22 protein-coding genes, 2 tRNA genes and 2 pseudogenes are annotated in these 25,907 nt (G+C 69.5%); 11 read left to right on the top strand and 15 right to left on the bottom strand.

Features of this window, described 5'->3' with window-relative positions; genetic code table 11:
* Window positions 1–163: 163 nt before the first annotated feature.
* Window positions 164–238 (bottom strand) — tRNA-Asp (locus tag ADL12_RS45425).
* A 94-nt stretch (window positions 239–332) separates the two neighbouring features.
* Complete coding sequence (gene hrpA, locus ADL12_RS45420) at window positions 333–4,301, bottom strand: ATP-dependent RNA helicase HrpA (protein WP_062714580.1); 3,969 nt, start codon at window positions 4,299–4,301, stop codon at window positions 333–335.
* A gap of 199 nt (window positions 4,302–4,500) precedes the next feature.
* Here hrpA and ADL12_RS54705 point away from each other — a divergent pair, with 199 nt between their 5' ends.
* Window positions 4,501–4,665, top strand: a complete 165-nt coding sequence (locus ADL12_RS54705; protein WP_159053503.1) for a hypothetical protein — start codon at window positions 4,501–4,503, stop codon at window positions 4,663–4,665.
* A 76-nt stretch (window positions 4,666–4,741) separates the two neighbouring features.
* Here ADL12_RS54705 and ADL12_RS45415 read toward each other — a convergent pair.
* Window positions 4,742–4,816 (bottom strand) — tRNA-Asp (locus ADL12_RS45415).
* A gap of 402 nt (window positions 4,817–5,218) precedes the next feature.
* On the opposite strand from ADL12_RS45415, the gene ADL12_RS45410 reads away from it, so the two are divergent.
* Both ADL12_RS45410 and ADL12_RS45405 read left to right on the top strand, forming a co-directional pair.
* Entirely contained in the window at window positions 5,219–5,623 is a 405-nt protein-coding gene (locus tag ADL12_RS45410; protein WP_159053502.1) for a hypothetical protein, read from the top strand.
* Between the two features lie 312 nt (window positions 5,624–5,935).
* Window positions 5,936–6,868, top strand: coding sequence for a helix-turn-helix transcriptional regulator (locus ADL12_RS45405; protein WP_062714576.1), 933 nt, complete (start codon window positions 5,936–5,938; stop codon window positions 6,866–6,868).
* 11 nt (window positions 6,869–6,879) lie between these two features.
* On the opposite strand, the gene ADL12_RS58215 is transcribed toward ADL12_RS45405, so the two are convergent.
* Genes ADL12_RS58215 through ADL12_RS45390 form a run of 3 tightly spaced genes read right to left on the bottom strand, consistent with a single transcriptional unit; the run spans window position 6,880 to window position 10,204 of the window.
* Window positions 6,880–8,040 (bottom strand): HAD-IA family hydrolase, encoded by a 1,161-nt coding sequence (locus ADL12_RS58215; RefSeq protein ID WP_159053501.1) that lies wholly within the window; start codon window positions 8,038–8,040, stop codon window positions 6,880–6,882.
* 5 nt (window positions 8,041–8,045) lie between these two features.
* Complete coding sequence (locus ADL12_RS45395) at window positions 8,046–9,365, bottom strand: aminotransferase class III-fold pyridoxal phosphate-dependent enzyme (protein ID WP_062714574.1); 1,320 nt, start codon at window positions 9,363–9,365, stop codon at window positions 8,046–8,048.
* Complete coding sequence (locus ADL12_RS45390; RefSeq protein WP_208614758.1) at window positions 9,362–10,204, bottom strand: formyltransferase family protein; 843 nt, start codon at window positions 10,202–10,204, stop codon at window positions 9,362–9,364. Before ADL12_RS45390 ends, ADL12_RS45395 begins: the two co-directional genes overlap by 4 nt.
* Window positions 10,205–10,610: 406 nt before the next feature.
* Here ADL12_RS45390 and ADL12_RS45385 point away from each other — a divergent pair, with 406 nt between their 5' ends.
* From ADL12_RS45385 to ADL12_RS52070, 6 genes are read left to right on the top strand one after another with little or no spacing between them, the layout of a single operon-like run.
* Window positions 10,611–11,222: a LysE family translocator gene (locus tag ADL12_RS45385; protein WP_062714573.1), complete on the top strand. Its 612-nt coding sequence runs from the start codon at window positions 10,611–10,613 to the stop codon at window positions 11,220–11,222.
* Window positions 11,223–11,241: 19 nt separating this feature from the next.
* A complete protein-coding gene (locus ADL12_RS45380; RefSeq protein WP_062714570.1) occupies window positions 11,242–12,159 on the top strand; it encodes a diiron oxygenase in 918 nt (305 codons plus the stop codon).
* An 18-nt stretch (window positions 12,160–12,177) separates the two neighbouring features.
* The gene (locus ADL12_RS45375; RefSeq protein WP_062714568.1) at window positions 12,178–13,158 is read left to right on the top strand and encodes an ornithine carbamoyltransferase; all 981 of its coding nucleotides are present in this window, start codon (window positions 12,178–12,180) and stop codon (window positions 13,156–13,158) included.
* Window positions 13,155–14,174, top strand: a complete 1,020-nt coding sequence (sbnA, locus tag ADL12_RS45370; protein WP_062714567.1) for a 2,3-diaminopropionate biosynthesis protein SbnA — start codon at window positions 13,155–13,157, stop codon at window positions 14,172–14,174. Before ADL12_RS45375 ends, sbnA begins: the two co-directional genes overlap by 4 nt.
* Window positions 14,156–15,169, top strand: a complete 1,014-nt coding sequence (sbnB, locus tag ADL12_RS45365) for a 2,3-diaminopropionate biosynthesis protein SbnB (protein WP_062714565.1) — start codon at window positions 14,156–14,158, stop codon at window positions 15,167–15,169. The genes sbnA and sbnB overlap by 19 nt, the downstream gene beginning before the upstream one ends.
* Before the next feature lie 35 nt (window positions 15,170–15,204).
* On the top strand, window positions 15,205–15,474 hold the full coding sequence (locus ADL12_RS52070) for an FAD/NAD(P)-binding protein (protein ID WP_159053500.1): 270 nt from the start codon (window positions 15,205–15,207) through the stop codon (window positions 15,472–15,474).
* Here the strand turns inward: ADL12_RS52070 and ADL12_RS45360 are convergent.
* A pseudogene (locus ADL12_RS45360) lies at window positions 15,452–16,276 on the bottom strand (IS3 family transposase); the annotation flags it as partial. The gene ADL12_RS52070 and the pseudogene ADL12_RS45360 sit on opposite strands and share 23 nt — an antisense overlap.
* Before the next feature lie 3 nt (window positions 16,277–16,279).
* Here ADL12_RS45360 and ADL12_RS52065 point away from each other — a divergent pair.
* Window positions 16,280–16,685 (top strand): annotated as a pseudogene (locus ADL12_RS52065) (GNAT family N-acetyltransferase).
* 108 nt (window positions 16,686–16,793) lie between these two features.
* Here ADL12_RS52065 and ADL12_RS45350 read toward each other — a convergent pair.
* The 8 genes from ADL12_RS45350 to ADL12_RS45315 all read right to left on the bottom strand — a co-directional run bounded on the left by ADL12_RS45350 (window position 16,794) and on the right by ADL12_RS45315 (window position 23,324).
* Window positions 16,794–18,041 (bottom strand): MFS transporter, encoded by a 1,248-nt coding sequence (locus ADL12_RS45350; protein WP_062714561.1) that lies wholly within the window; start codon window positions 18,039–18,041, stop codon window positions 16,794–16,796.
* Window positions 18,042–18,108: 67 nt separating this feature from the next.
* Window positions 18,109–18,294 carry a (2Fe-2S)-binding protein gene (locus ADL12_RS45345; RefSeq protein ID WP_062714559.1) on the bottom strand — a complete coding sequence of 62 codons (186 nt, stop codon included), beginning with the start codon at window positions 18,292–18,294 and terminating at the stop codon, window positions 18,109–18,111.
* On the bottom strand, window positions 18,287–18,955 hold the full coding sequence (locus ADL12_RS45340) for an HAD family hydrolase (RefSeq protein WP_062714557.1): 669 nt from the start codon (window positions 18,953–18,955) through the stop codon (window positions 18,287–18,289). Before ADL12_RS45340 ends, ADL12_RS45345 begins: the two co-directional genes overlap by 8 nt.
* A complete protein-coding gene (locus ADL12_RS45335; RefSeq protein WP_062714555.1) occupies window positions 18,952–19,935 on the bottom strand; it encodes a nucleoside-diphosphate kinase in 984 nt (327 codons plus the stop codon). Before ADL12_RS45335 ends, ADL12_RS45340 begins: the two co-directional genes overlap by 4 nt.
* Before the next feature lie 7 nt (window positions 19,936–19,942).
* Complete coding sequence (locus ADL12_RS45330; RefSeq protein ID WP_062714553.1) at window positions 19,943–20,743, bottom strand: alpha/beta hydrolase; 801 nt, start codon at window positions 20,741–20,743, stop codon at window positions 19,943–19,945.
* 2 nt (window positions 20,744–20,745) lie between these two features.
* Window positions 20,746–21,477, bottom strand: a complete 732-nt coding sequence (locus ADL12_RS45325) for a hypothetical protein (protein ID WP_208614757.1) — start codon at window positions 21,475–21,477, stop codon at window positions 20,746–20,748.
* Window positions 21,477–22,160: a hypothetical protein gene (locus ADL12_RS45320; protein WP_062714551.1), complete on the bottom strand. Its 684-nt coding sequence runs from the start codon at window positions 22,158–22,160 to the stop codon at window positions 21,477–21,479. Before ADL12_RS45320 ends, ADL12_RS45325 begins: the two co-directional genes overlap by 1 nt.
* A 24-nt stretch (window positions 22,161–22,184) precedes the next feature.
* Window positions 22,185–23,324: a hypothetical protein gene (locus ADL12_RS45315; protein WP_208614756.1), complete on the bottom strand. Its 1,140-nt coding sequence runs from the start codon at window positions 23,322–23,324 to the stop codon at window positions 22,185–22,187.
* 379 nt (window positions 23,325–23,703) lie between these two features.
* Here ADL12_RS45315 and asnB point away from each other — a divergent pair, with 379 nt between their 5' ends.
* Window positions 23,704–25,905: an asparagine synthase (glutamine-hydrolyzing) gene (gene asnB, locus ADL12_RS45310; RefSeq protein WP_062714547.1), complete on the top strand. Its 2,202-nt coding sequence runs from the start codon at window positions 23,704–23,706 to the stop codon at window positions 25,903–25,905.
* Window positions 25,906–25,907 lie beyond the last annotated feature (2 nt).

Below are 25,907 nucleotides of genomic sequence, written 5' to 3'. Positions count from 1 at the left end.
GCCCGCGTCCCTTGTGGGTGCGGGCCTCTTTACTGCGGTCCTGACGGGATTTGCTGTACCCGATTGCGGCTGCGCCGCGGGCGCGGCCTCCGCCTTGAGGGGGTGGCGGGGGTGGTGGCATGAGTGAGGCCCGCGTCCCTTGTGGGTGCGGGCCTCTTTACTGCGGTCCTGACGGGATTTGAACCCGCGGCCTCCACCTTGACAGGGTGGCGAGCACTCCAAACTGCTCCACAGGACCAGGTTTCGCTGCGCTATTTGTGCGTTGCGCTGCGAGAAGAGACTGTACAGGAGGGCGAGCCCCCTGGTCGAACTCACCCAGCGTACATGTCCCGTTACGGCGCCAGTGTGTCGATCGTCTTCACGATTCGCTTGTCGGAGATCGGATACGCCGTGCCGAGCGCGTGGGCGAAATAGCTGACGCGGAGTTCCTCCAGCATCCAGCGGACGTCCAGCACCTGCTGCGGGACCGGACGCCCCTGCGGCATCTGCTCCAGCAGCCAGGCGTACTCGTCCTGCATCTCGTGGACCTTCTCCATGCGCGTCGTGTCGCGCTGGACGTTCGTCGGCATCTGCTGCAGACGACGGTCCACCGCGATCAGGTACCGCATCAGATCCGGCATGCGCCGCAGTCCCGCCGCCGTCACGAAGCCGGGCTTCACAAGGGCGTCCAGCTGCTTGCGGACGTCCGAGAGGTTTGCCAGCAGGGCAGGGCTCCGTACGGCCTTCAGACGGCGCTCAGCGGCCTGCCAGGCGGCGAGGACCTGCTGCACCTGGCCCACCGTACGCACCGTCGTGTCGACGATCTCGGCGCGCACCTTGTCGTACAGCTTCCGATACGACTCCTCGTCCCACGCCGGCCCCCCGAAGTCGCCGATCAGCTTGTCCGCCGCCGCCATCGCGCAGTCGTCGAAGAGGGCCTGGATCGAGCCGTGCGGGTTGGATGACAGCGCCAGCTTCTGCGCGTTCGTAAGCTTGTCCGACGCGAACTTCGCCGGGTTCACCGGAATGTTGCGGAGGATGAGCCGGCGCGTGCCCTTCCACATCGCCTGCTGCTGTTCCGCCTCCGTGTCGAAGAGGCGTACGGAGACCAGGTCGCCGTCGTCCACCAGCGCCGGGTACGCCTTGACCGGCTGGCCGGCGCGGCGGGTCTCGAAGACGCGGGTGAGTGAGCCGATGGACCAGTCGGCCAGGCCCTGGCGCTCCAGGGACTCGCCGCCTTCGCGGGACGCCGTGGCCGCCGCGGCCTGGGAGAGGGCCTTGCGCGCCTTCGGCTTCAGCTGCAGCTTCAGCGCCTCGAGGTCCTTGTCCTCCGCCAGCTTGCGGCGCCGTTCGTCGACGATCCGGAAGGTGATGCGCAGATGCTCCGGCACCTTCGGCCAGTCGAAGTCGTCGGCGGTGAAGGGGACCCCGACCATGCGCTTCAGTTCGCGCGCCATGGTCACCGTCAGCGGCTCCTGCAGGGGCACCGCCGTGTCCAGGAACCGTTTGGCGAAGTTCGGCGCCGGCACGTAGTTGCGGCGGATCGGCTTGGGCAGGGAACGGATCAGCTCCGTCACCAACTCCTCGCGCAGGCCCGGGATCTGCCAGTCGAAGCCGTCGTCCGTGACCTGGTTCAGGACCTGGAGCGGGATGTGGACCGTCACACCGTCCGCGTCCGCGCCCGGCTCGAACTGGTACGTCACCCGGAACTTCAGCGCTCCCTGCCGCCAGGAGTCCGGGTAGTCCGCCTTGGTGACCGCCTCGGCCGACTCCCGGATGAGCATCTCGCGCTCGAAGTCCAGGAAGTCCGGCTGCTCGTGCCGTTTGCGCTTCCACCAGGAGTCGAAGTGGGCGCCCGAGACGACGTGGTCCGGGACCTTCTCGTCGTAGAAGTCGAACAGGGTCTCGTCGTCGACGACGATGTCCCGGCGCCGGGCCCGGTGCTCCAACTCCTCGACCTCGCTGAGGAGTTTGCGGTTGTCGGCGAAGAACTTGTGGTGCGTGCGCCAGTCGCCCTCGACGAGGGCGTTGCGGATGAACAGCTCGCGGCTGACCTCCGGGTCGATACGGCCGTAGTTCACCTTGCGCTGGGCGATGATCGGGACGCCGTACAGCGTGACCTTCTCGTACGCCATCACGGCCGCCTGGTCCTTCTCCCAGTGCGGTTCGCTGTACGTCCGCTTCAGGAGGTGCTCGGCGAGCGGCTCGACCCACTCGGGCTCGATCTTGGCGTTGACGCGGGCCCAGAGGCGACTCGTCTCCACCAGCTCGGCGGACATCACGAACCGGGGCGGCTTCTTGAAGAGGGCGGAGCCTGGGAAGATCGCGAACTTGGCGCTCCTCGCCCCCAGATACTCGTTCTTCGCGCCCTCCTTCACGTCCTTCATGCCGATGTGCGACAGCAGGCCGGCGAGGAGGGAGACGTGGATACGGTCGCCGGGCGCGTCGTCCTCGTTGAGGTGGATGCCCATCTGTTTGGCGACCGTGCGGAGCTGGGTGTAGATGTCCTGCCATTCGCGAATGCGCAGGAAGTTGAGGTACTCCTGCTTGCACATCCGCCGGAAGGAGCTGGATCCCCGCTCCTTCTGCTGCTCGCGGACGTACCGCCAGAGGCTGAGGTAGGCGAGGAAGTCGCTGGTCTCGTCCTTGAAGCGGGCGTGCTGCTGGTCGGCCTGGGCCTGCTTGTCGGCGGGTCGTTCGCGCGGGTCCTGGATGGAGAGCGCGGCGGCTATGACCATGACCTCGCGGACACAGCCGTTGCGGTCGGCCTCCAGGACCATACGGGCCAGACGCGGGTCGACGGGCAGCTGGGCGAGCTTGCGGCCGGTGTCGGTGAGCCGCTTGCGCGCATCCTTCTGGGCCGGGTCGAGGGCGCCCAGTTCCTGGAGCAGCTGCACTCCGTCGCGGATGTTGCGGTGGTCCGGCGGGTCGATGAAGGGGAACTTCTCGATGTCGCCGAGGCCGGCCGCGGTCATCTGCAGGATGACGGAGGCGAGGTTCGTCCGGAGGATCTCCGCGTCCGTGAACTCCGGGCGGGCGAGGAAGTCGTCCTCGGAGTACAGGCGGATGCAGATGCCGTCGGACGTACGACCGCAGCGGCCCTTGCGCTGGTTGGCGCTGGCCTGGGAGATCGGCTCGATGGGCAGCCGCTGGACCTTGGTGCGGTGGCTGTAGCGGCTGATCCGGGCGAAGCCGGGGTCGATGACGTACTTGATGCCCGGGACGGTGAGCGAGGTCTCCGCGACGTTGGTCGCCAGAACGATCCTGCGCCCGGTGTGGGGCTGGAAGACGCGGTGCTGCTCGGCGTGCGAGAGCCGGGCGTAGAGGGGAAGTACCTCCGTGCCCTGCCAATTAGCGCCTCCGGCGCGGGGGTACTGCTTCTTCTCCAGCGCGTCGGCGGTGTCCCGGATCTCCCGCTCGCCCGAGAGGAAGACGAGGATGTCGCCCTTGCCCTCGCCCTGGAGTTCCTCCACGGCGTCGCAGATCGCGGTGATCTGGTCGCGGTCGGCGTCCTCGGCGTCCTCTTCGAGGAGCGGCCGGTAACGCACCTCCACCGGGTATGTACGGCCGCTGACCTCGATGATCGGCGCGTCGCCGAAGTGCCGGGAGAAGCGCTCGGGATCAATGGTGGCCGAGGTGATGACGACCTTCAGATCCGGCCGCTTCGGCAGCAACTGCGCGAGATACCCGAGCAGGAAGTCGATGTTGAGGGACCGCTCGTGGGCCTCGTCGATGATGATCGTGTCGTAGGCGCGCAGCTCGCGGTCGGTCTGGATCTCGGCGAGCAGGATGCCGTCGGTCATGAGCTTGATGAAGGTGGCCTCGGGATTCACCTGGTCGGTGAACCGCACCTTCCAGCCGACGGATTCACCGAGCGGCGTGTCCAGCTCCTCCGCCACCCGCTCGGCGACCGTACGGGCCGCGATACGGCGGGGCTGGGTGTGCCCGATCATGCCGCGCACGCCACGCCCGAGCTCGAGACAGATCTTCGGGATCTGTGTGGTCTTCCCGGAGCCGGTCTCGCCGGCCACGATCACGACCTGGTGGTCGCGGATGGCGGCCGCGATGTCGCTCTTCTTCTGGCTGACCGGCAGCTGTTCGGGGTACCTGACCTCGGGCAGACGGCTGCGCCGGGTGGCGATACGCTCCTCGCCCCTGGCGATCTCCGCCTCGATCTCGGCGAGCACGGCGGCGCGCGCCTCCGGCTTACGGATCTTGCGCGCACCTTCGAGCCGCCTGCCGAGGCGCTGTGCGTCGCGCAGGGAGAGCTCGGTCAGGCGGGGGGCGAGGGCGCCGAGGGCGGGGGCAGGGTGCGTAGACATACGCGATCCAGGATCTCATCCCGCCGAAATCCGTGGCGAACGCTTTTGCCTCCGGCGGTGCGGCCGATACCAGGGCGAGACCGCTCTGTACCATTGTTTGTTATGTTTTTGCAGTTTCTCCCGATCGCTCTTGATGCCTGAGATGTCGCTTTCTAGCGTGATGGGTGTGACGCGACGTCGAGGGCGTGAGGAGAGAGTCATGAAGATCCGCAGGGCGCTGGCGGCGTTCCTGCTGGCCGGCTTCATGGGGGTTGGGGCCGCGGCCCCCGCCATGGCTGAGCCGCCGGGTCCCGGCGACAAGCAGTGCGTCCCGGGCCAGCAGGGCAACCCGCATCCCGGCTTCAAGGCCGGATCGTGCAAGTAGTCGACGGAAACACCGAGGGCTCCGACCGCATGGTCGGAGCCCTCGAGATTGTGGCTGGGGCCGGGGTCGGCCTCAGCGGTCCTGACGGGATTTGAACCCGCGGCCTCCACCTTGACAGGGTGGCGAGCACTCCAAACTGCTCCACAGGACCAAGCAATGCGTACGACAGTGTCGCACACCGTACTGCGTGCCCCCAACGGGATTCGAACCCGAAATCGTTACCTTGCTGACCTGCGGAGATTCGCGGGAGCCCGGCAAATACGCCCGTTTGCGTCCTCCTGAGTCTAGCTCGATCCTCCTCGATCCGGCCCCCGTGCTGACATATCAGCACGGGGCGGCAAGCCGTTGTGATCGCAAATCTCGGTTCTCTGGGGCGGCGCGAGACATTCATGATCCAGGGTTCTGTGCCAATGTCGTGGTGTTTCTGGAGCGTGATGGGCGTGAAGTGGCTGCCGCCCTCGGGCCGGTACCGGTAGAAGCCGCGAGATGGTCGAATGCCGCCATGCCGCAGGCCGTGAACAGCCTCATAGCCGTCGCGGGCACACTCCTGGGAGTGTCCGTCACCTACTTCTTCCAGCGTCGCGCCGCAGACCGTAGCGAACTACGCAATGCGCTGGCCGCGTTCGCCGCTGCCGTGATGGAACAGCGACGAGGAGAGTACGACCGATGGTGGCGACATCATGAGGACCTGACGAGTACCGCGTACGTTGCCGCGCGCACGGCGTCGTACCGGCTATGGTCAATCGCCCGCCAGGAGCTTTACCGCGTGCGCCTGCTGACCCCGGATGCCCAGCTGGTGCGCCGTGCCCACGAGGGCATCGCCGTGACAGCACAGGTCCACAAAGCCGAGGAGCGTGACGGCTTCGAGGCGAATGGCGTCGCTGCGGAACGAGCACTTGAAGAGTTCCTTGTCTCCGCCACGATCCGTACCGCTCCCTCGCGGAACTCAGTGTCGTAGATGCGCTTCCTGGATGCCATGACCCCAACTATCCCTCCGGTCACGGTCTCCACAGTAGGAGGGGAACCTCAGATTTTCGACATACGGGATCGCGGGAGCGGCAGGGAGTCGAGCCGGGCAAATGGTAGCCCTGGGCACAGGTCCTGCTGTTACTGTCTACGCGGGTTGGTACAGCCGGTAAAGGGGGAGTTAGGAGTGCGTGAAGATCGCTCTGAACAGGGTGAAGACGCCAAATCGGAGGTCGATTCAGTTGCCCTCTATCACCTGATGGTTCGTCAGGATGGCTTGAAACTTTCTACGGCAGCGGACCTCTTGGGGTGGAGTGAGGAACGCACCGTCGCGGCCGCCGAGCAGTTGAGCAAGTACGAGCTGCTGGTCCCTCTGCTCGGAGAGGGCAGCGCCTTCGCCGTCTCCACCCCTCGCAGAGCGGTATCCCGGCTGCTCGCCCCGCTGGACCAGCAGATCGAGTACCTCGAACGCGAGGCGGAACAGCTCCGCACCGACCTCGGGCGTTATCAGGCCACGTACGAGGAGGCCGTCCACGGCCCCGAGGACGGAAGGGAGTTCAGCATGCTCACCGGGCTCGATGCCATCAACTCCGAGCTGGAGGCCGCGGCGGCACGCTGCACCGAGGAAGTGCTCACCGTGCAGCCCGGCGGGGGCCGTAAGGCCGAGAGCCTGGCCGCGTCCTGGGAACCCACCCGCGCCATGCTGGAGCGCGGTGTCCAGATGCGCACCATCTACCAGCACTCCGCCCGCTTCCATTCCGCCACCCGGAAGTACGTCAAGCAGGTGACCCAGCACGGCGGGGCCGTGCGCAGTATCGACGCGTGCACCGAGCGGATGATCATCTTCGACCGCAAGACCGCCTTCATCCCGGCCCGCAGCGACCGGCAGGTCGCGCTCGCCATCCACCAGCCGGCCGTCGTCGAGTTCCTGGTCTCGGTCTTCGAGCGGTTCTGGAATCTGGCGACGCCCTTCTCTACCCGTAATCGGGCGTCGGAGGTGAAGACTCTGCTGTCCGATGTCCGGATGTCCATCATCAAGCTGCTCGCCGAGGGGGAGACCGACGACACCATCGCCCGCCGCCTGGGCGTGAGCGTGCGCACCTGCCGGGGCCATATCTCCAAGATCTACGAGGAGTTCGGCGCCCGCAGCCGCTGTCAGCTGGGGGTGCTGATCGCCACCTCGGGCATCCTGGACGCCGAGGCTGTCCCGGAGCACGAGGAGGCCGCCGCGGGCTGAGCCGGGCACGCTCAGGCCGGCGCGACGGCGGGCAGGCCGAGGCGCTTGGCCAGACCGGCGGTGTCATGGACCACGTACGCCGCCCGGCTCAGCCGGTCGGCCGGGGTCAGCGCCGCGAAGCCGACGCAGGTCATGCCCGCGGCCAGCGCCGCGTCGACGCCGGGCACGCTGTCCTCGACGACCGCCGCGTGGGACGGGTCGACGCCCATGCGGACGGCTGCGTGCAGGAACAGGTCGGGGGCGGGCTTTCCGCGCCGGACGTCGTCCGCCGAGTACACCCGGTGCCCGAGGCGAGAGGCGAGCCCGGTGACCCTGAGGGCGAGGTCGAGCCGGTCCCGCGGTGAACTCGACGCGACGCAGAACGGGGTGCCGCGCTCGGCCAGGGCGTCCAGGACGTCCGGGATCCCGCGAACGGCGCGCAGTTCCCGCTCGAACGCAGCCTTCAGCCGCTCCCGGTAGCGCTGCGCGAAGCCGTCCGGCAGCTCGCGTCCGGTGTCCGCGCGGACCAGGTCCCGCACCCGGTCCAGGGTGCCGCCCATGTAGCGGCGGACGCTGCCCTCGTAGGTGGTGGGGAACCCGCATTCGGTGAGCAGGTCGGCCAGCACCCGGTTGGCGATCGGCTCCGAGTCGACCAGTACGCCGTCGTTGTCGAAGATCACCAGCTCGGCGTCGGCGGGGTCCCGCGGCGACGGCGCGACAGGCGCGGGCTCCGCCCAGCCGGGATACGGGTCGCGGTGCAGACGGGCGTTGTCGAAGCGGAGGTCCGTGGTGACCTCCGCGACGATCCAGGGGGGCAGGTCGGTGACGGACTGGGCATCGTCCGCGTCGAGTTCGGCCAGGACGAGGCCAGCGTTGGAGCCGTAGAACTCGTCCACGGTCCAGCCGTCGTACGGCGCACCGAGGTAGTGCCGCACCTTCTCCACGAGCGGCTGCGGGCACAGCCGCGCGAGGATCTCCCCGGCGTCCGCGAGCGGCACCGGGTACTCGAACTCGGGCCTGCGCGCGCCGTCGCGCGGGCCCTTGACGGTGAGGGCCGCCAACTGTCCGTCGGTGATCCGCACCCGCACGGCCCGCTCGGGGTTCCAGGACAGATAGCCCTGGCGGATCTCCCGGGTTTTGATCACCGACTCGCGCCAGCCGCGGAGCACCAGGAACTTGCGTTCCGTCTCCATCCCCATTACGCGATCCCGGTCAGCGCGGTGTCGAAGACGTCTGCGAACACGTCGAGTTCGGCCTCCTGGACGACCAGCGGAGGATGCACGTTGATGACGTCGGGTGCCATGCCGGTCGTCGCGACCAGGACGCCGGCCTCGGGGTGCGCCGAGCGGAAGAGATGGCGCAGCCGGCCGGCGTGCGGTCCGTTGAGGACGATGCGCGCCGTGCCGCCCATCGCGTCGACGCTGTGCACCATGGCGGGGTGCCGTGCCGCGACGGCGGACAGCCGTTCCCGCAGTGCCTCCTCCAGCAGCAGGATGTCCTTGTCCACCGTCGTCCACAGCTCCCAGCGGTCCAGCACCGTGTCGACGACGGCGAGCGCGTGCGGGATGCCGATGTACGTGGAGGAGTGGCTGCCGGGCCGGTACCGGTCGGGATGGCCCAGGGGCTCGCGCGACCACACCATGCTCAGCGCCGCACCGCCGTTGGTCAGGCCCTTGCCGGTCACCACGACGTCCGGGACGACGCCGGCCCGCTGGAAGCCCCAGCGAGGTCCGACCCGGTGCATGCCCGTGAAGATCTCGTCCGCGATGACCACCGCGCCCTGCTCCCGCGCATGGTTCACGGCGGAGCGCAGCAGCTCGTGATCGGGCTCCACCATCCCGCCGACGTTCTGTACGGATTCGAAGACGAACGCCGACACCTTGCGGCCGAAGCCGTTGCCGCCGACCCCGGTCAGCTCCGATCCCCAGCGGGAGACGGCCTTGCGGCAGCCTGCCGCGCACCCGTCACCGATGGGAGAGTGCGGGCACTGTCGGCAGTCCGGGCTGGGCAGCCGGACCACTTCCAGACCCCACGCGGCGAGCAGTTCGCGGTAGCGGGGGCTCGAACTGAGCATGCTCGTCACTCCGGAGCGGCCGTGGAAGGCCCCCTCGAAGACGACGACCGTGCCGGGCCCGTTGGCCGCGAAGGCGATGCGCAGGGCGGTCTCCATGGCCTGGGCGCCGCCGAGGTCGAGTTCCACCCGCCCCGGCGTGTCCAGGACGCCCGACACCAGCCGCTCCAGCCGGGACAGCACCTTCAGCCGCAGTTCGGACTCGCAGAAGGAGGGCAGGGCCGGCAGCCGCTCGCAGCGCGCCAGCGCCTCCCGCAGCAGTTCGCCGTCGTAGCCCCAGGCGAGGGTGCCGTTGGCGGCCTCCGCGTCCAGGTACCGGCGGCCGTCGGCGGTGGTCAGCCAGCAGCCCTCGCCCGAGACGTATCGGGGGACTTCGGGCTCACGGTAGATGAGGTTGCCCGCCCCAGCGAAGGCGGGAATGCGAGCTGCGTTCTCGGGTCCGGTCATGCGGAGGTCTCCTCGGTCAGCCGTCGGCCGCCCAGTGGCGTGGGCCGTCCGTCCACCAGCACCACCCGGCTGCCGTCGGGGTGCGTGTCCTCGCCGAGTCCGAGCCGACCGGCCGCGAACGCCCGTACGGTCCACTGCAGGCACGGGCGGTCGCTGCGGCTCTTCTGCTCCAGTTCCTGCTGCCAGGCGTCTTCCGGGGTCGGCCGCCGTCCACCGACCGCAACCTCCGGTCCCATGGCCAGCACCGCGCCTCCGTCCTGGGTCTCGTCGACCAGGAAGCAGGAGGTACGGGTGGTGGGACGGCCCGCGGCCATGGCCAGCCGTACGGGGTCCTTGCCGGTGAACGCGCGTGCACCGGCGTCGGACAGGACCGACAGGTCGGCCGGATGCTGGTTGATCATGCGGCCGCGGTAGCGCTCCAGGAGCCCGCCCGCGATCCAGCGGTGGTAGGCGAGGACGATCAGATCCAGTTCGCCGTTGCGCCGCTCCCAGTCGGCCAGCCGTGCGGCCAGGCCGTCGTGCCACTCCCGGGCCCGGGCCCGGTACCGTGCGCGGGCCTCGGGGTCACGCGCGGCGGAGGCGGTGCCGCAGTAGCGGTCGAAGTCACCCGTCCACGCCTCGACTCCGGCCTGGCGTGCCACGTCCAGGGCCTTGACCCGCTCTCCGTGCGAGGCGACGAGGCAGACCTCGAACTCCTCCGGGTGCGCGTCCCGCATGCCGAGCAGCGTGCCCAGATTGGCGCCGGTCGCGGAGACCAGGACACCGATGCGCAGCGGCCCGGAGATCGAGCGGCGGCGCAGCGGGACAGGGGTGCCGGTGGCGGACGGAGGTGCGGACAAGGGTGATCCCTTCTCTCGGGTCCCGTCCACTGTGGGGTGCGGCGGCATGCCGGTCCATCCCGTTCCGGCCCAGTTTGCTGCACTGCAGGAAGCTGAAGGACGACATTTCCGAGCCGACGGTACGCCTATCGAGCTGAACTCATGTTCATGCAATGCGCCGAACTCATGTTCATGCAATGCATGGACATGATGCCCACGAAGCTGGATATCGGCCAGGGCCGTGAGTGAGTGTGGTGAGGCCGCCACAGGCGGCATTCGTTGAACTCGTCACGGTGGGAGAATTCGGATGATTTCACACTCGCTCATACGATCCCGTTTCGCGCTTCTCTCGGCGGGTGACGACATCCGCTGGGATATGATCTTCGGCCTGCGCGTCGCTCGACCCGCCGTCGGCTGAAAGCGGCCGTTGACCGGCATCGCGGGTTATACGGCGCTTGCCGCCCTGGTGGTGGTCGTCCCCGGAGCGGACACGCTCGTCGTGGTGCGCAACACCCTGAGCGGCGGCGCCAGGAGTGCTGTGCGAACCACGACCGGTGTATGCGCGGGACTGGCCGCGTGGGCCCTGCTGTCGTCGGCAGGACTCGCGGCCGCTGTCGCCGCCTCTCCGAAACTTTTCGCCGTGCTTCGGGCGGCCGGCGCCGCGTATCTCGTCTTCCTCGGCGTGCAGGCGCTGCTGGCCGCGTCCCGAGCGGCGACGGAGCCCTCAATGCCGGTCGGCCGGGACTGGCGGCAGGGTGCGCTGACGAGTCTGGGAAATCCCAAGGTCGGCGTCTTCTACACATCCCTGCTGCCGCAGTTCCTGCCCGCCCACGGTTCGGCGCTCACACCCGCCGCGCTGCTCGCGTCGATACACATCGCCCTGAGTTTCCTGTCCCTGCTCGCCTATGGCGTTCTCGTGGCGCGCATGGGCGACATTTTCCGCCAAGGAAGATGGCGCAAAGTCATGGAAAGGGCCGCGGGAACCGCTTTGTGTGCCGTCGGGCTGTGGCTGCTGCTGTCCGCGGTAACAGAGATTTGACAAGGCCTGGAGAAGTCGCATGAAGTCGCCGCTGGACGGCTGGTACGAAAAGGCAGGAGTGCGGACGGATCCGCGGCGGGTCATCGGGGACGAGCTCGAAGCGGGAATGACCCTCTTTCCAGAGAAACTGATCCCCTACCTGGACCATCCGCTGGTGCGGGCGCTCGAGCCGCGGCACCGGTTCGGGCTCGTGGCCCGCCACCTCTACCAGTACATGCTGTTCACGATGCACTTCGAAACGAGCGTGGTGAACCGCGCCGCGGCACGCATCGCGGACGGCACATCGGGGCTGCACCTGCCGTCCCCGGTACGCCTGGACGCGTACAAGATCTACTGCGACGAGGCCTACCACGCCCTGTACAGCCTGGACGTGGTGGAACAGGTGCGGGACGCCACGGGCATCGAGACGCCCGACTACGACTTCACGCCGTTCCTCGGCCGCCTCGACGGCATCGGCGCCGAAGTCCTGCCCGGCGAGCCCGTCCTCGTCCAACTGCTCCAGGTGGTCGTCTTCGAGACACTGGTCACCTCGATCCTGAAGGACGTACCGAAGGACCCCTCTGTGATCGGCACGGTCCGCGAGGTGGTCCGTGACCACGCCGAGGACGAGGGTCGCCATCACGCCTACTTCGCTGCCTTCTTCAGGGAACTCTGGCAGGGCCTGAGCCCGGCGCTGCGCGAGCGGGCCGCGCGCTGCCTGCCGGAGCTGGTCAGCCGCAGCCTCACGCCGGACCTGGTGCCGGTCCGCACCTCGCTCGCCGCGGCCGGACTGGGCGACGCGGCCGTGCGCGAGGTCGTCGCCGACTGCTACGCCCCCGAGCGACTGAGGCAGAGCGTCCGGGCCTCCGCACGACACACCTTTCAACTGTTCGAATCTGTCGGTGTGCTGGACGTTCCCGGGGCGCGGGACTCCTTCACAGCCGCCGGGTTGTTGTGACCACAGGAGATGTGAGACATGGTGGCAGCGGCCCCATCGCTGTTGGGACTACCTGAGCACGCTACGGAGTCGGGGGTCTTCTCCCTGGCCGACCTGGAGAACAAGGACCTCGACCAACTGGTGCGCCGGTCCTGCGAGTTCTTCGCCGACCGGACGGACCACGACGAGCCGCTGCGCGGGAGGATCGCGGGCATCCTGTTCACCAGGACCTCCACCCGCACCCGTACGGCCTTCACCACCGCCGCGCTGCGCCTGGGCGGCCAGGTCATCAGCTACGGCCCGCACGACCTCCAGCTGGAGACGGGCGAGTCGCTGGAGGACACCGGCCGTGTCTTCGGGCGCATGCTCGACCTCCTGGTCGCCCGCACCGCGGGACCCGTGGCCCAGCTGAAGACCCTCTCCCGGTACGGCGGCATCCCCGTGGTCAACGCCATGGGCCAGGAGGAGCACCCCACCCAGGGCATCTGCGACCTCGCCACCATGAGCCTGCACTTCGGCGCCCTGGACGGCATCAAGGTGCTGTACGTCGGCGAGGGCAACAACTCTGCCGTGGCCCTGGCGCACGGCCTGGCCCACTACGCGGGGATCGAGCTGACCCTGCTCACCCCGCCAGGCTACGGCGTACCCGAGGCCGAACTGGCCGGCGCCCGCGCCCGGGCCGCCGAGCGCGGCTCCTGCGTCCGGGAGATCCACCGGCTCGACGAGGCCCCCGACGCCGTCGACGTGGTGTACACAACCCGCTGGCAGACCACCGGAACGTCGAAACCCGACGCGAGCTGGCGTGAGGCGTTCCGCTATCTGTACATCGACACGGCGTTCATGAGCCGCTGGCCGGATGCCGTCCTCATGCACGACCTGCCGGCCCATCGCGGTGACGAGATCTCGGCCCAGGTGCTGGAGGGCGACCGGTCGCTCGCCTGGACCCAGGCAGAGATGAAACTCACCAGCGCCATGGCGGTGCTGGAGGCTCTGGCGCAGCCGCGCCCAGGAGCGAAGTGATCAAGGACTCCGTATACGACCTCGTCACCGACGACGTCTTCCTGAGGTTCCCCGACGTGCTCCCGGGCAGCGAGCTCCATCTCAAGATCGAGGGACTGAACCCGGCCGGCTCCGTGAAGCTCAAGACGGCGGTCGGGCTGATCGAGGACGCCGAGCGGCGCGGGCTGCTGTCTCCGGGCGGACGCGTCGTCGAGTCCTCGTCGGGCAACCTCGGCGTCGCCCTGGCCATGGTCTGCGCGGCGAAGGACTACGCCTTCACCTGCGTGACCGACGTCAACGCCGCACCGCACAACGTGGCCTTGATGCGTGCTCTCGGCGCGAGTGTCGCGGTGGTGGACAAGCGGGACGCGGGCGGCGGGTTCCTGGGCACGCGGATCGCTCACATCCAGCGCATGCTGGCTGACGATCCCCTGCTGGTGTGGCCCAATCAGTACGCCAACCCGGCGAACCCCGAGGTCCACGAGACCCGTACGGCCGCGGCCATCCTCGCCGCGCTGGGGAACGTCGACTTCCTGTTCGTCGGGGCGGGCACGACCGGCACCCTGACCGGCTGTGCCACCTACTTCCGCAGGGTTTCGCCGCACACCAGGATCATCGCCGTCGACACCCTCGGCTCGGTCACCTTCGGCACCGCCGCGGGCCCCCGCCACATTCCCGGCCTGGGCACCAGCAGGGTTCCGGAGATCTGCCGCCCAGACCTGGTCGACGAGGTGGTGCTGGTCGAGGAGACCGAGGCGGTGCGCACCTGCCGGATGCTCGCCCGGCGACACGGCCTGCTGGCCGGCGGCTCCACCGGCACGGTGTTCACGGCGGTGCAGCGCGCCGCGCCCGACATCCCGCCCGGCTCGCGGGTGGTGGCCCTCGCACCGGACATGGGCGAGCGCTATCTCGCGACCGTGTACGACGACGACTGGGTCGCCGCCCGGTTCGGCATCGATCCCACACTTCCCGCCGTCGAGGCGCTGACGCGCCCGCAGAGTCCCGAGAAGGAAACACCTTGTTCGCGTTCGATGTAGTCAGCGGAACGGTGGCCCGCGAGGTCATCTCCGAGTCACGGCGGGACATCCTTCAGGTCGTGAAAGAGGCCTACCTGGCCCACGAGTCGGGGCAGTCGGTCAACCCCAACAGCTACTTCCTGCGGTTTCCCGAGAAGCCTTCGGCACGGATCATCGCACTGCCCGCGTATCTCGGCGGCGACCACGACGTGGCCGGCATCAAATGGATCGCGAGCTTCCCGGACAACGTCGCCCGCAACGTCCCCCGGGCCTCCGCCGTCCTGCTGCTGAACGACTACGCCACCGGCTATCCGTTCGCCTGCCTGGAGGCGTCCCAGATCAGTGCCGCCCGCACCGCGGCGTCCTGTGTGCTGGGCGCCGCGACCCTGCACGGGGCCACCCGCGCGGACCGTATCGCCGTCGTCGGCGCCGGTGTGATCGCGCGCAACATCCTGGAGTTCTTCGCCGCCGAGCAGTGGCAGATCGGCGAGTTCACCGTCCACGACCAGGTGCCCGGCTACGCGGACGCGCTGGTGTCGTACTCCCGCGAGACGCTGGGGATTCCCGCGACAGCGGCGGACAGCCTGGAATCGGCGGTGGGGGGCGCGGACCTGGTCGTCCTGGCGACGACGGCCGCCGCCCCCTACATCACCGGCACCGACGTCTTCTCCGCCGGGCAGACGGTGCTCAACATCTCGCTGCGCGACATCGCCCCTGAGACCATCCTGGCGTCGCACAACGTGGTCGACGACATCGACCACTGCCTGACCGCGCAGACCTCTGTGCACCTGGCCGAACAGGCCTGCGGCCACCGGGACTTCATCGACGGAACCCTGGCCCAGGCCGTCCTCGGCAAGCTGGAGTTCGACGCCGCCAGGCCGCGCCTCTTCTCCCCCTTCGGGCTGGGCATCCTCGACCTGGCCGTCGGCTCCTTCGTGTACCGGCGCGCGGTGGAGTCGGGTCGTACGACCCCGATCGACGACTTCTTCGCAGAGACCGAGCGCTGGCAGAAGTGAACCCCGCCGGCAGCGACTCGAGGGAGAACGAGGCCGTGACCGGGGCGACGGTGGCGATCGTCGGGACCGGGCCGCGCGGCATCGCCGTGCTCGAACGACTCGCCCACCATCTCTCGCGCTGTCCCGGCGTTCCTCGCCCCCACGTGGTGCTGGTGGACGCGGTCCAGCTGGGCGCGGGACGGGTCTGGCGCACCGATCAGCCGCCGTGGCTGCTGATGAACACGGTGGCGGGTGAGCTGACGATGGGCCTTCCATCCGGAAAGTGGACACCAGTTCGTGTGGTTATGCGGCGAGTATCAGGGTAGCTGATCGCTGCTCGCAGGCGACGGGACTGAGCTGCCCGTTCGCCGAGTGACGGCGTCTGGTGTTGTAGCGCGTCAGCCAGTGGAAGACGCGGCGCCGGCAGGCGTCGGGGCCGCCAAAGCGGCCGGCGCCCTGGAGCGTCTCGCGCTTCAGGGCGGCGTGGAAGGACTCGCAGGCGGCGTTGTCCGCGCTCGTGCCGACAGCACCCATGGACTGGGTGACGCCCAACTCGGCGCACGGGTCAGCGAATTGACGTGGTCCGTACTGAGCCCCGTGATCGCTGTGAAAGACGGCACCCTTCAGACTGCCGCGAGTGTGGGCGGCCATCGTCAGCGCGTCAGCGACCAGGTCGGTGCGCATGTGATCGGCGATCGACCAGCCCACGACACGGCGGGAGAAGCAGTCCAGGACCGTCGCGAAATGGAGATGTTCGCCGTCGCCGACCGGCAGATACGTCACGTCCCCCATGTACTTCAGATTCGGCGCGGACGCCGTGAAGTCCCGCTTGAACAGGTCCGGCACCGGCGTCTGCGCCGGCTCCGGCACGGTCGTGCGCATGCGCTTGCGCAGGCGGAACCCGCTGATACGGAACTTGCGCATGACGCGCGCGACCTTCTTTTCGTTGATCGTCATGCCATGGGCGTCGCGGAGCTCGGCGGTGATCCGCGGGGCGCCGTAGGTGCCGCCCGAGTCTGTGTGGATGGTCCGGATCTTGTCAGCGAGGTCCTCGTCGGCGCGCTCGCGCTCGGCGCGGGCCTCGCGTCCGTCGCGCCACTTGTAGCAGGTTCGACGGCGGACGTCGAGGCGGTGGCCGAGTTGCGGGCCGTGGTGCTGCGGGCGGATCTGGAGCGGCTCGGGCGATACGACGAGCACCGGGTCCGGCAGCGACTGCGGGACGGCTTCGCTCCGGCGCACACCTGGGTGATCGAGGCGCGCGGCACGTTCGCTGGCTGCGTGTCACTGCGGCCGACCGAGGATGCCCACGGCGGTGCGCATATGGTGCTGGAGCACTTCTATCTCGCCCCGCACCTGCAGGGCGGCGGCATCGGTACGGCCGTGCTGCGCGGGCTGCTGGAGCGGTGCGACCGCGACGGCATCCGGGTCCGGCTGAACGTGCTGCAGGGCAGTGCGGCGGCTGTACGAGCGGCACGGGTTCACGCTCGAGACCGAGGATGCGGTGGACGTGTTCATGGTGCGGGTGCCGGGGGCCTGATCAGCTCTGGGGCACCGAGGGCCGCGACAGCAGGACGCGTCCGACGGTCATGGCGGCCGCGGTGTCTCGCCCGGCCGGTGTCGTGCGCATGGGGGAGGTCCGACCTGTTCACACCAAGTCGCGCAAGCGGCGGACCGAGCTCGCCGCGAGCGTGACAGCCGCCCCTGCGCCGGCCGCGGAGACCAGCCACAGGGCCTCGCGCGGCCCGGCTGCGGTCGCGAGCAGGCCGGCGGTGAGCGCCCCCACCGGCACGGCCCCCCAGGAGACGAAGCGGACGGTGGCCATCACCCGGGGCAGCAGCTCGGCCGGGGTGACGGTCTGGCGGTGGGTGCGGGTGACGATGCTCAGCACCACCACGCCCGTCGAGAATCCGGTGGCGCCCACCACGAACAACAGCATCCCCCAGCCGCCGGAGGCCAGCGGGATCAGCGCGGCGAGCAGTGCTCCGGCCGAGGACGCGGCAAGCACGGCACGGGCGCCGCCGAGCTTCCTGGCCAGCAGGGGGGTCACGGCCGCCCCGAGCAGGCTGCCCGCCCCCTCGGCGGCCATCAGCAGGCCGACCACGCCGACCGGGAGGTCCAGCGTCCGGACCAGGAAGAGCGGGGTCATCGCCATCAGCGCGCCGCAGCCGAAGTTGACCAGCGTCGCGGCGGCCACACACGGGCCGATGACCGGATGGTGGGCCACGAAGCGCCAGCCGTCCCGGATCAGCCGGCCCATGGAGACGCCCGCCGGGGGGCGTGCCTCGCGGTCGGGCCGCGGCAGGCTCTGCAGCAGGAACGCGGACACGAGGTAGCTCGCCACATCCACCAGCAGGCTGGTCGCGGCACCCACCACCTGCACCAGGACGCCGCCCAGGGAGGGGCCTCCCAGCTGGGTGGCGGCCGACGAGGCAGAGGTCAGACTGTTGCGGGCGGTCAGTTCCTCCTTGCTGACGATCGACGTCAGGAAGGTCGAGTTCCCGATGTCGAAGACCACGGTGGCGAGCCCGACGACCAGTGCGACCAGGACGAGGTGGGCCAGATGCAGCTCCCCCAGCGCCGCCGCCAGTGGCACGGACAGCAGCACCGCGGCCCGCAGGAGGTCCATCGCCACCTGGGTGCCGCGCAGCGGCAGCCGCTGCACGAGCACTCCGGCCGGAAGGCCTATCAGGATCCAGGCGGCGTAGTTGGCGGCGGTGATGAGGCTGACCTCGAAACTGCTGGCCTTCAGGACCTCCACGGCCACCAGGGGAAGCGCGACCGTGGTCACCGCGTCGCCGACGCCGCTGGCCGTCGCACCCGTCCAGTACCGCCAGAAGGCGCCGGCGTCGCGGCGGCGTGCGGGTCGCTCTTCTTCGACCGGCGTGTCTGTCATGGCTCTTGGTCTCTCCAGCCTCGTACTGCTTGCACTGCTTGTCGTGCTGATCCCGGGTGCCGGAGCGTCATCCGGTCCGAACGCTCTCCAGGAGCTCCTCGATGTCGGCGGCGCAGTCCCCGCAGCCGGTGTTCGCCTCGGTCCGGTCGCGCACGTCGGCCAGGGTGCGGCACCCCTGGTCGGCGGCGGCCAGGATCGCGCTCTCCCGCACCCGTCGGCACAGGCAGATCAGCGGGTCGTCGGCGTCAGGCACCCTGAGCGAGACCTTCCGCCCAGTCGACCAGCTCGCGGTCGACGAGCGCGGACGCCAGATGGTCGTGGTCGAGCGCGGTGCCGGGCAGGGACGGTACGGCCACCACATACAGTCCCGCCCGGCGTGCCGACGTGACGCCGGTGGCGGAATCCTCGAAGGCGACCGAGCGGGCCGGGAGCGCGCCGAGCGCCTCGCATGCCTTCAGATAGAGATCGGGGGCCGGCTTCGCGACCGCCACCTCGTCGGCCGCGAAGGAGACCGGGAAGAGGCCGGCGAGGCCGGCCGAGGCCAGGGCGGTGTCGAGGAGTTCGCGGGGGCTGTTGCTGGCGATCGCGACCGGGACGGCCCGGGCGCAGGCCTTGACCAGTTCGGCGGCCCCGGGCAGGGCGTCGGCACCGGCGGCCAGTTCCCGCCGTACGAGGTCGAGGAGTTCCGCGGCGAGTTCGGCGCCGGCGCCGGGCCTGCCGAAGTAGTCGGCCATCGCCTCGCCCGCGCCCGCCAGCGTGCGGCCGATCACCAGTGCCTTCTGCTCGGGGCCGAAGTCGTGACCGTGCGCTGCGAAGATCTTGGTCTCGGCTCTGCTCCAGCAGACTTCGGTGTCCACCAGCAGCCCGTCGCAGTCGAAGACAACGGCTTGGGGGGCGAGGGGAAGGGACGTCACGCTTCTTTCCTCCAGTCGGTCGCCGATACGGTCGCCAACAGGGGTGCTACCCCCGGCTCGTTGCAGTCGATCCACTCGGTGAGGACCGACAGAACGTCCCATCGGGCCGAGCCCGACGGGAGCGCGGCCTCGCCGAGGGCCGACAGCCACCGGTGTACGGCGTCACGGGTGCCGTGGGCGCGTGCGAGGCCGCCCCACACGTCGGAGCGCGCGGCCAGCCGGGTGAGGCTCTGTGCCGAGTCCAGGTCGTGGGCCGTGACGTCGGCTTCGAGACCGGCGAGCAGGCTTCTGGCCGGGCACTCCTCGCCGGCGGACGGCGGTGCCGTGGTCAGGGCGGTGCGCAGCCAGGCGGTGCCGGTCCGGTAGCAGAACAGCCGCAACTCCCGTACCAGGTCGGCCGGTTCGTCGGCCGTGTGGACGAAGTTGAACAGGCCGTTGACCCTGCCGAACCGGGTGCGCAGATCGCGCGCGTGGGCGGCCTGCGGGTCGGCGGCGCCCTTGGCCGCGGTCAGCCGGACGCTGGCGGGCAGCCCGTCCACCCGGCGCGTGTCGCGCAGCAGGACCAGCAGCGAGGGGCTCGATCCCAGCAGATGGTCCACCACCGCGATCCGCTGCCGGGAGGCGGCGTTGAACTGGTAGCGCCAGATCTCCCTGGTCAGCACCGGGTCGAAGGTGAACGGACGGGCTGCGAACGGCTTCCAGCCCTCCTCCTCCAGGATGTCCAGCACCAGCCCGCCGCGCCGGCCGGCGACCGCGTCCGGCTTGAGGACCACGAAGGTGGTCGTGTACAGCCAGGCCCGGTCGCCGGCCGAGCGGAACAGGTCGAGACCTTCACGGGCGTAGGGGTCCAGCCGGTAAGCGGTCCGCTTGCGCGGGTCCGCGGTCAGGGGGTCGAACGCCCTGTGGCTGACGGCGGACATGGTCGCGTTCGGCGACGCCGGATGGGTGACCGGGTCCGCCTCGGCGGTGGTCGTCGTCATCGTTCTCTCATTCCTCCGCGTTCGAGGCGCGGCCCGTCAACAGCGGCAGGACGACGGTGCGGCAGGCCGGGCGCTCGGGATTCACCAGGTGCATGTGCCGGGCGTCCGGCACGCTCACCCACGTCAGGGGCAGCCCGCGCCTGCCCCACACGGTGAGCTGATGTTCCGTCAGTTCATGGGGCACTGCCTGGTCGTGCTCGGCGCCGACGACGGTGAGCGAGCCCAGATCGGCCGGGTCCGGCTCGGGGGTCGCCTGCTCGTGGCTGCCCCCGGCCTTCAGATGGGCGGCGAGGAAGTCCTCCACGGACCCGCCGCCCACCCCGAGCCGGGCGGCCTCGGCGAGGTCGACCACCGGGGCCAGCAGCACCACGGCGGCCCCGCGAGCCGTCCCCGCGACCGAGGCGAGCAGGAGATGTCCGCCGGCGGAGTGCCCGACGAGTGTGGCGCCGGCCCAGCACGCGTCCTGCTCCGCCAACTCCCGCAGCGCGGCCCGGCAGTCGTCGGCGGCGGCCGGCCAGGCGCCGCCGTCCCAGCTCGGCCGGTACTCCACCACGGCGACCCGGTGACCGCGCCCGACCAGGGCGCAGGCCAGCGGTTCCAGGTCGTGCGCGGTACGGTCGTGCCGCCAGAAGCCGCCGTGCACCAGCACGACGGGCACGGCGGAATCCGCCGGCCCCGCCTGCGTCCCCGGGGCCGTCTCCGTGCCCGATGGCGTCTCTGTGCCCGATGCCGTCTCCGGCTCCGCGGGTCCGTACAGATCGATCCGCTGCCAGGGCGAGGGGCCGTAGTCGAGACGGCCGTACGACATGCTCACAGCAGGCCGAACGCTTCGAGGCGGGACAGCCAGTGGTGCAGCCGCTCGTCGGACATCCGCACCTCGGCACGGCGCTCCGCGGACTCGTCGGCGGCGCCGTAGCGGTACCACACGTCGCCGCTGTCCTTCCGGATCATGAAGGCGCGGCGCTTGCGGGCCGGGCTCTGGATCATCAGCGAGATGGTCTCGGGCTCGGTGATGGTGGTGTGCAGCTGCTCGTGGTCGAGGGTGATGACGCGGCCGGCCGGTTCCTCACGTACGAAGTACGGCCAGAACCGGGTGACGTCGGCGGTCTCGTCGAGCGGCTGGTCCGTCGCGTAGAGGGTGTGCTGGTAGGCGCCGTGCAGGATGTACGCGGTGAAGCTGTAACGGTGGTTGTGCACCCGCTCGTACTGATCGGTGTTGGCGAGCCGGAGCCGGATGCGCAGGCCCTTCTCCTGGTCGTCCCAGATGACGATCTTGTCGTCGAGGGCGTGGCACTCGAACTTCTCCCGCAGCTCGGGTGTCCGGACGGCACGGGCCACCAGGGTGCGCAGCAGCGCGCGGTCGTCGCCCAGCCGGCGGGCGATCGCGTCGGTGATCTCCGCGGCACGTTCGACTTCGTCCCAGCGGACGGTCGGAAGCGAGGCCATCAGCGCCTCGGCCTTGGTCAACTCGGTGTCGGAGGGCGGTGTCAGCAGGATCGCCGGATTCGGGTCCAGCAGGTCGTCGCCGGGGCGGGTGGCCATCACAGCACCTCCATGGCACGCAGGCGGCCGGTGAGTTCGTCGAAGTAGTCCTTGCTGATGCGCTTGCTGCCCTTGCGTTCGGCCTTCTCCTTGTCCTCGCCGAAGCGCCACCACACCCGGCCGGTCTCTCGCTCGGTGATGATCGAGCGCTCCTTCTCGGCGGGGCCGCGCAGGAAGAGGGAGACGGTGTCGGGGGTGGTGTACGTGGTGTGGATCTCGCTGTGGTGGAGCGTGTAGCAGTTGCCCGCCTGCTCGTTGGTGACGAACCGGGGCACGACCCGCAGGTCGGTGGCGACCGCGTCGAAGTCGTCCTGCACGTTCTGCGGGATGTCCTCCTCGGCGAGCCGCCCGACCAGTTCGTGCCGTACGTGCTTGTACTGTCCGCGCACGATCAGCGAGGTGAAGGTGAACCGGTGGTCGTGCGGCCGGTCCCGGTGGTCCTCGGTCGAGACGTGGACGCGGATGCGGAACCCGCGGTCCAGGGCGTCGTAGATGACCAGTTTGTCGAGCAGCCGGTGGTGCTCGCACTTGTCGAACAGGTCCTCCTCCTCCCGCGCCCGCTCCAGGAGGTGGGTCAGCGCCGCCTTGTCCTCGGCGAGGGCGGTGAGGATCTCCTTCGTCTGGGCACGGGCCTTGGGCAGGTCCGACCAGTCGACGACCAGCCGGTCGAGGTCTTCCAGCATGGGTGGCTCCTTGGTGGTGGGGAGTTATGCGGTGGGCAGGCGCAGGTCCGCGTGGACGGACAGGCCGAACACCCGGTGCGCGGTGCCGGCCACGAGGGCGTGGACCTCTTCGGGCGTGAGGCCCTGGGACAGGGCGTTGGCCTGCTGACGGGCCAGCGGCACCGAGCCGGCCGCGACGATGCCGTCCTCCTGGTACCAGAGGCCGTTGTCCACGATGTGGTGGAGATCCTGGCCGCCGAGCCGGGCCGAGTCGCAGCGGTCCGTCATCATCATCGAGTTCTCGGCGCCCATGAGTTGCACGGCGCGGGCCGCGATGGCCAGGTCCACGTGTTCGCCGTCGAAGTTGATGCAGGCGCCGATCCGCCCGGCCGCCGCCTGCTGCATGATCGCCGCCGGGACCGGTCCGGCGATCTCGGCCATCGTGTCGAGCGACCACGACGGCAGGTCGTACGACGCGATGACCGCGTCCCGCTCCGCACGCGCCCGCGAACTGCGGAAGGCATGCCGGATCTTGAGCGGCATGTCGTTGAAGAGGTGGTCCGTGACGACCCGGACACCGTTGTCGGTCCAGTCCGACTGCCAGGCCAACTCGACGATCTCGGTCACGAGTTCGGCGCTGGCCTGCGGGTCGGCCCGGGTGAAGTGGCCGAGCGCCGGCCGGATTCCGTGGGCCATCAGCAGGGGGATGATCCAGCCGAAACCGGTCTCGCGGGCTCCGGGCTCGTCGTGCAGCTCCGAGGCGGGCGAGAACGCGTCCGGTGACAGCACCGTGTAGGTCAGGCCGTACGACCCGAGTGCCGCGAGGCGCTCCCATTCGTGCCGGGTGGGAGCCCAGACCGTGGCGGCGGGCGTGCCGCCGTGGCTGGCCAGCAGAGGGCCCTCCAGAGCGATGCCGGCGATGTGCGGGAGCAGGCCGTCACCGCGCATGCGGTGGTACTCGCGGACGAACTCCTCGAACTCCGCGAGCTGTTCGCGGTGCAGATACATTGTGGGCAGGCTCAGGACGCCCTCGCGTGCACACCATGCGTCGAGCCGGTCGAGGTCGACCTTCGTGAAGTCCGAGAAGTCGACATCGCCGAACCCGTGGCAATGGACCTCCACCGGCGGCAGCTCGGGAAGATCTTCCAACGGTGGCCGGAGCTGGCTTTCGTCTGGGGATTTCACGAGAACACTCCCAATCCTATAAGTCGCACTCTCTCGAGTTTCGTTCAGCCGCTCCTGCGACAGCCAGTCCGGACCGAGTTCAGGATCCTGCACTGCATCATGCTGAAGGTGTGCAACCTGCTCGGCGTCTCCTACGGTTGTAGCAGCGAGGCGGCGCCTCCCTGCTGCGGGGGCGCATTCTCGCTGAATTCCCTGAGAAAGAGAGGTGATTCAGCATGAAGAAGTACACGAAGCCCGCCGCGAAGAAGGTCGCGTACGGCACGGTCCTGGCGTCCGTGGCGTAATGCTAAGAGCCGGGACGCCCAGCTCTGTCGGAGCCCGGCGCCCCGGCTCTCGTTTTCCCGGATTCCTGTCCCGAAAAGCTTCGAGTGAGGTGAACATGTGCGGCTTGGCCGGCCTGGCCCGCACTGATGGTGGGGCGCTCTCCCCGGACGCGGACGGCCTGCTGCGGCGCATGGCTCACGCCGTGACCCACCGCGGCCCCGACGAGCGGGAACTGCTGCGATCCGGCCCCGTCGGTCTGGCGTTCACGCGGTTGTCGCTGGTGGACCCGGCCGCCGGCAGCCAGCCGCTGCACAGCCCCGACGGCAGTGTCGTCCTCATCGCCAACGGTGAGGTCTACAACCATCGCGAGCTGGCCGCGGCACTGCCCGCCGGCTCCCGTCCACGCACCGGATCCGACTGCGAGGTGCTGGTCCATCTCTACCAGCATAAGGGGCTCGGCTTTCTCGACGACGTTCGCGGCATGTTCTCGATCGTGCTGTGGGACCGAAAGCTGAATCGCCTGGTTCTCGCGCGTGACCGGTTCGGCGTCAAACCGCTCTTCTTTCACCGTAATCGCGAACGCATCGTGTTCGGCTCGGAGATGAAAGCCCTCTTCGAGGACCCGGCCTGCCCCCGCGAACTCGACTGGGACGGCGCGCTGACCGACCAGGCGATCAACGGGGCCCTGGAATTCAGCGAAGGAATGCAGAAAACCTGGTTCCGGGGTATCGAGACGGTGCCGCCCGGGACCATCCGCACCGTCGATCTCGACGACGGCAGCATCAGCGATCACGTCTACTGGTCGTTCCCGAATGCCGGGGAATACCGGGACGATCTGTCCGCCGAGGAATTCATCGAGGAGTACGCCGGGCTGCTCTCGGCGTCGGTGGCCGAATGCGAGACCTCGGACGCCGAACTCGGCCTGTTCCTGAGCGGCGGTGTCGACTCCGCCGCGATCGCCGCGCTCAGCACCGTCCGCCCCCGCACCTTCACCGCGCTCAACGGCAGCACGCTGGCCAACCGGGACGCGGAGTACGGGCATCGGGCCGCGGAACTGCTCGGGCTCGCCAACCACCAGGTCCTCTTCGACACCGCACAGGTGCCCTCCGCCGAGGAGTGGAAGAGCCTGCTGTGGCTGCTGGAGAGTCCCCAGTGCGGCCCCGAGATCTACTACAAGCGGGAGCTCTACCGCTTTGTGAAGGCCCGGTTCCCCGAGATCAAGGGCATGCTCCTGGGCGGCGGCGCCGACGAGTTCAACGGCGGCTACTCGGTCTCCATGTCGTCCGACGGCGGCTGGGAACAGTTCATGGCCAACATCGGCGGGATGGCGCTGCGCGACCATCTGCACCGCAACCGCGGTGCCGCCGCCTGGTGGGACCAGTCCGCACTGCCGCTGATACGGGCGGAGGTGCTGCGCGGCGGGGCACCGCCCGAGGACCCGTACGAGCGGTTCCTGCGCTGGAAGTACCGTGACGTCCAGCAGTACAACTGCTGGCACGAGGACCGCACCGCGGCGGGCAGCGGCATCGAGGCCCGGGTGCCGTTCCTCGATCACCGCCTGGTGGAACTGTCCGTGCGGGTCCCGCCCGCGCTGCGCGAGCGACTGATCTGGGACAAGCGCATCCTGCGCGACGGCCTCGACGGCGTCCTTCCGCAGGAGTTCATCCACCGCCCCAAGGTCCCCTTCTTCTACGGCGACGGCGTCCACCACACCTACCGCACCTTCGCGGCCATGCTCGCCGCGGACGGCGACGCGCTCCTCGACGAGGCCCTGTCCGGCCCGCGGGCCAAGGAGTACATCGACGCCGACAACGCGCGCGCCACGCTGCGGGCGTTGCAGGACGACCCCTCCTCCGGGCATGTGGAGTTCCTGCTGCGGGTGGTCAACCTCGGGCTGCTGGAGCAGATGGCAGGGCAGCCGCCCCGTCCCCCGGTGGAGGCGACATGGGGACCCGTCCCGACCGAGCTGCCCGTCTCCGACTGGGAGAGCGAGAGCGCCGCCGTCGAGGCACGCGTCCTGCTGCACCCGCAGCTGCACGACGCACTAGTCCCGGCATTCGACGACTCGGTCCTCCTCCTGTCGGACCGGCGGGATCCGCTGGTGCGGTACGTGATCGTCGACGGTGAGATCGAGTACGTCATCGACGGCGAGGAGACGCCCGCCTGGCAGCGGCTGCTCGACGCCGTCGACGGGCAGCGCGGCCTCGGTGAACTGCTGGCCGCGGCCGGCTGCGCGATCGCCGACGTCGAGGAACCGCTGTTGCAGTCCGTGGAGTTCGGCGTGCTCACCCTCGCCGAGCCGGCGTCGGCCGGGTAACC

The sequence above is a fragment of the Streptomyces regalis genome (assembly GCF_001509475.1).
In the GTDB taxonomy this organism is placed as follows: Bacteria; Actinomycetota; Actinomycetes; order Streptomycetales; family Streptomycetaceae; genus Streptomyces; species Streptomyces regalis.
The sequence above is the reverse complement of the archived record's forward strand: the minus strand, read 5'-3'. Positions and strand labels throughout refer to the sequence as shown.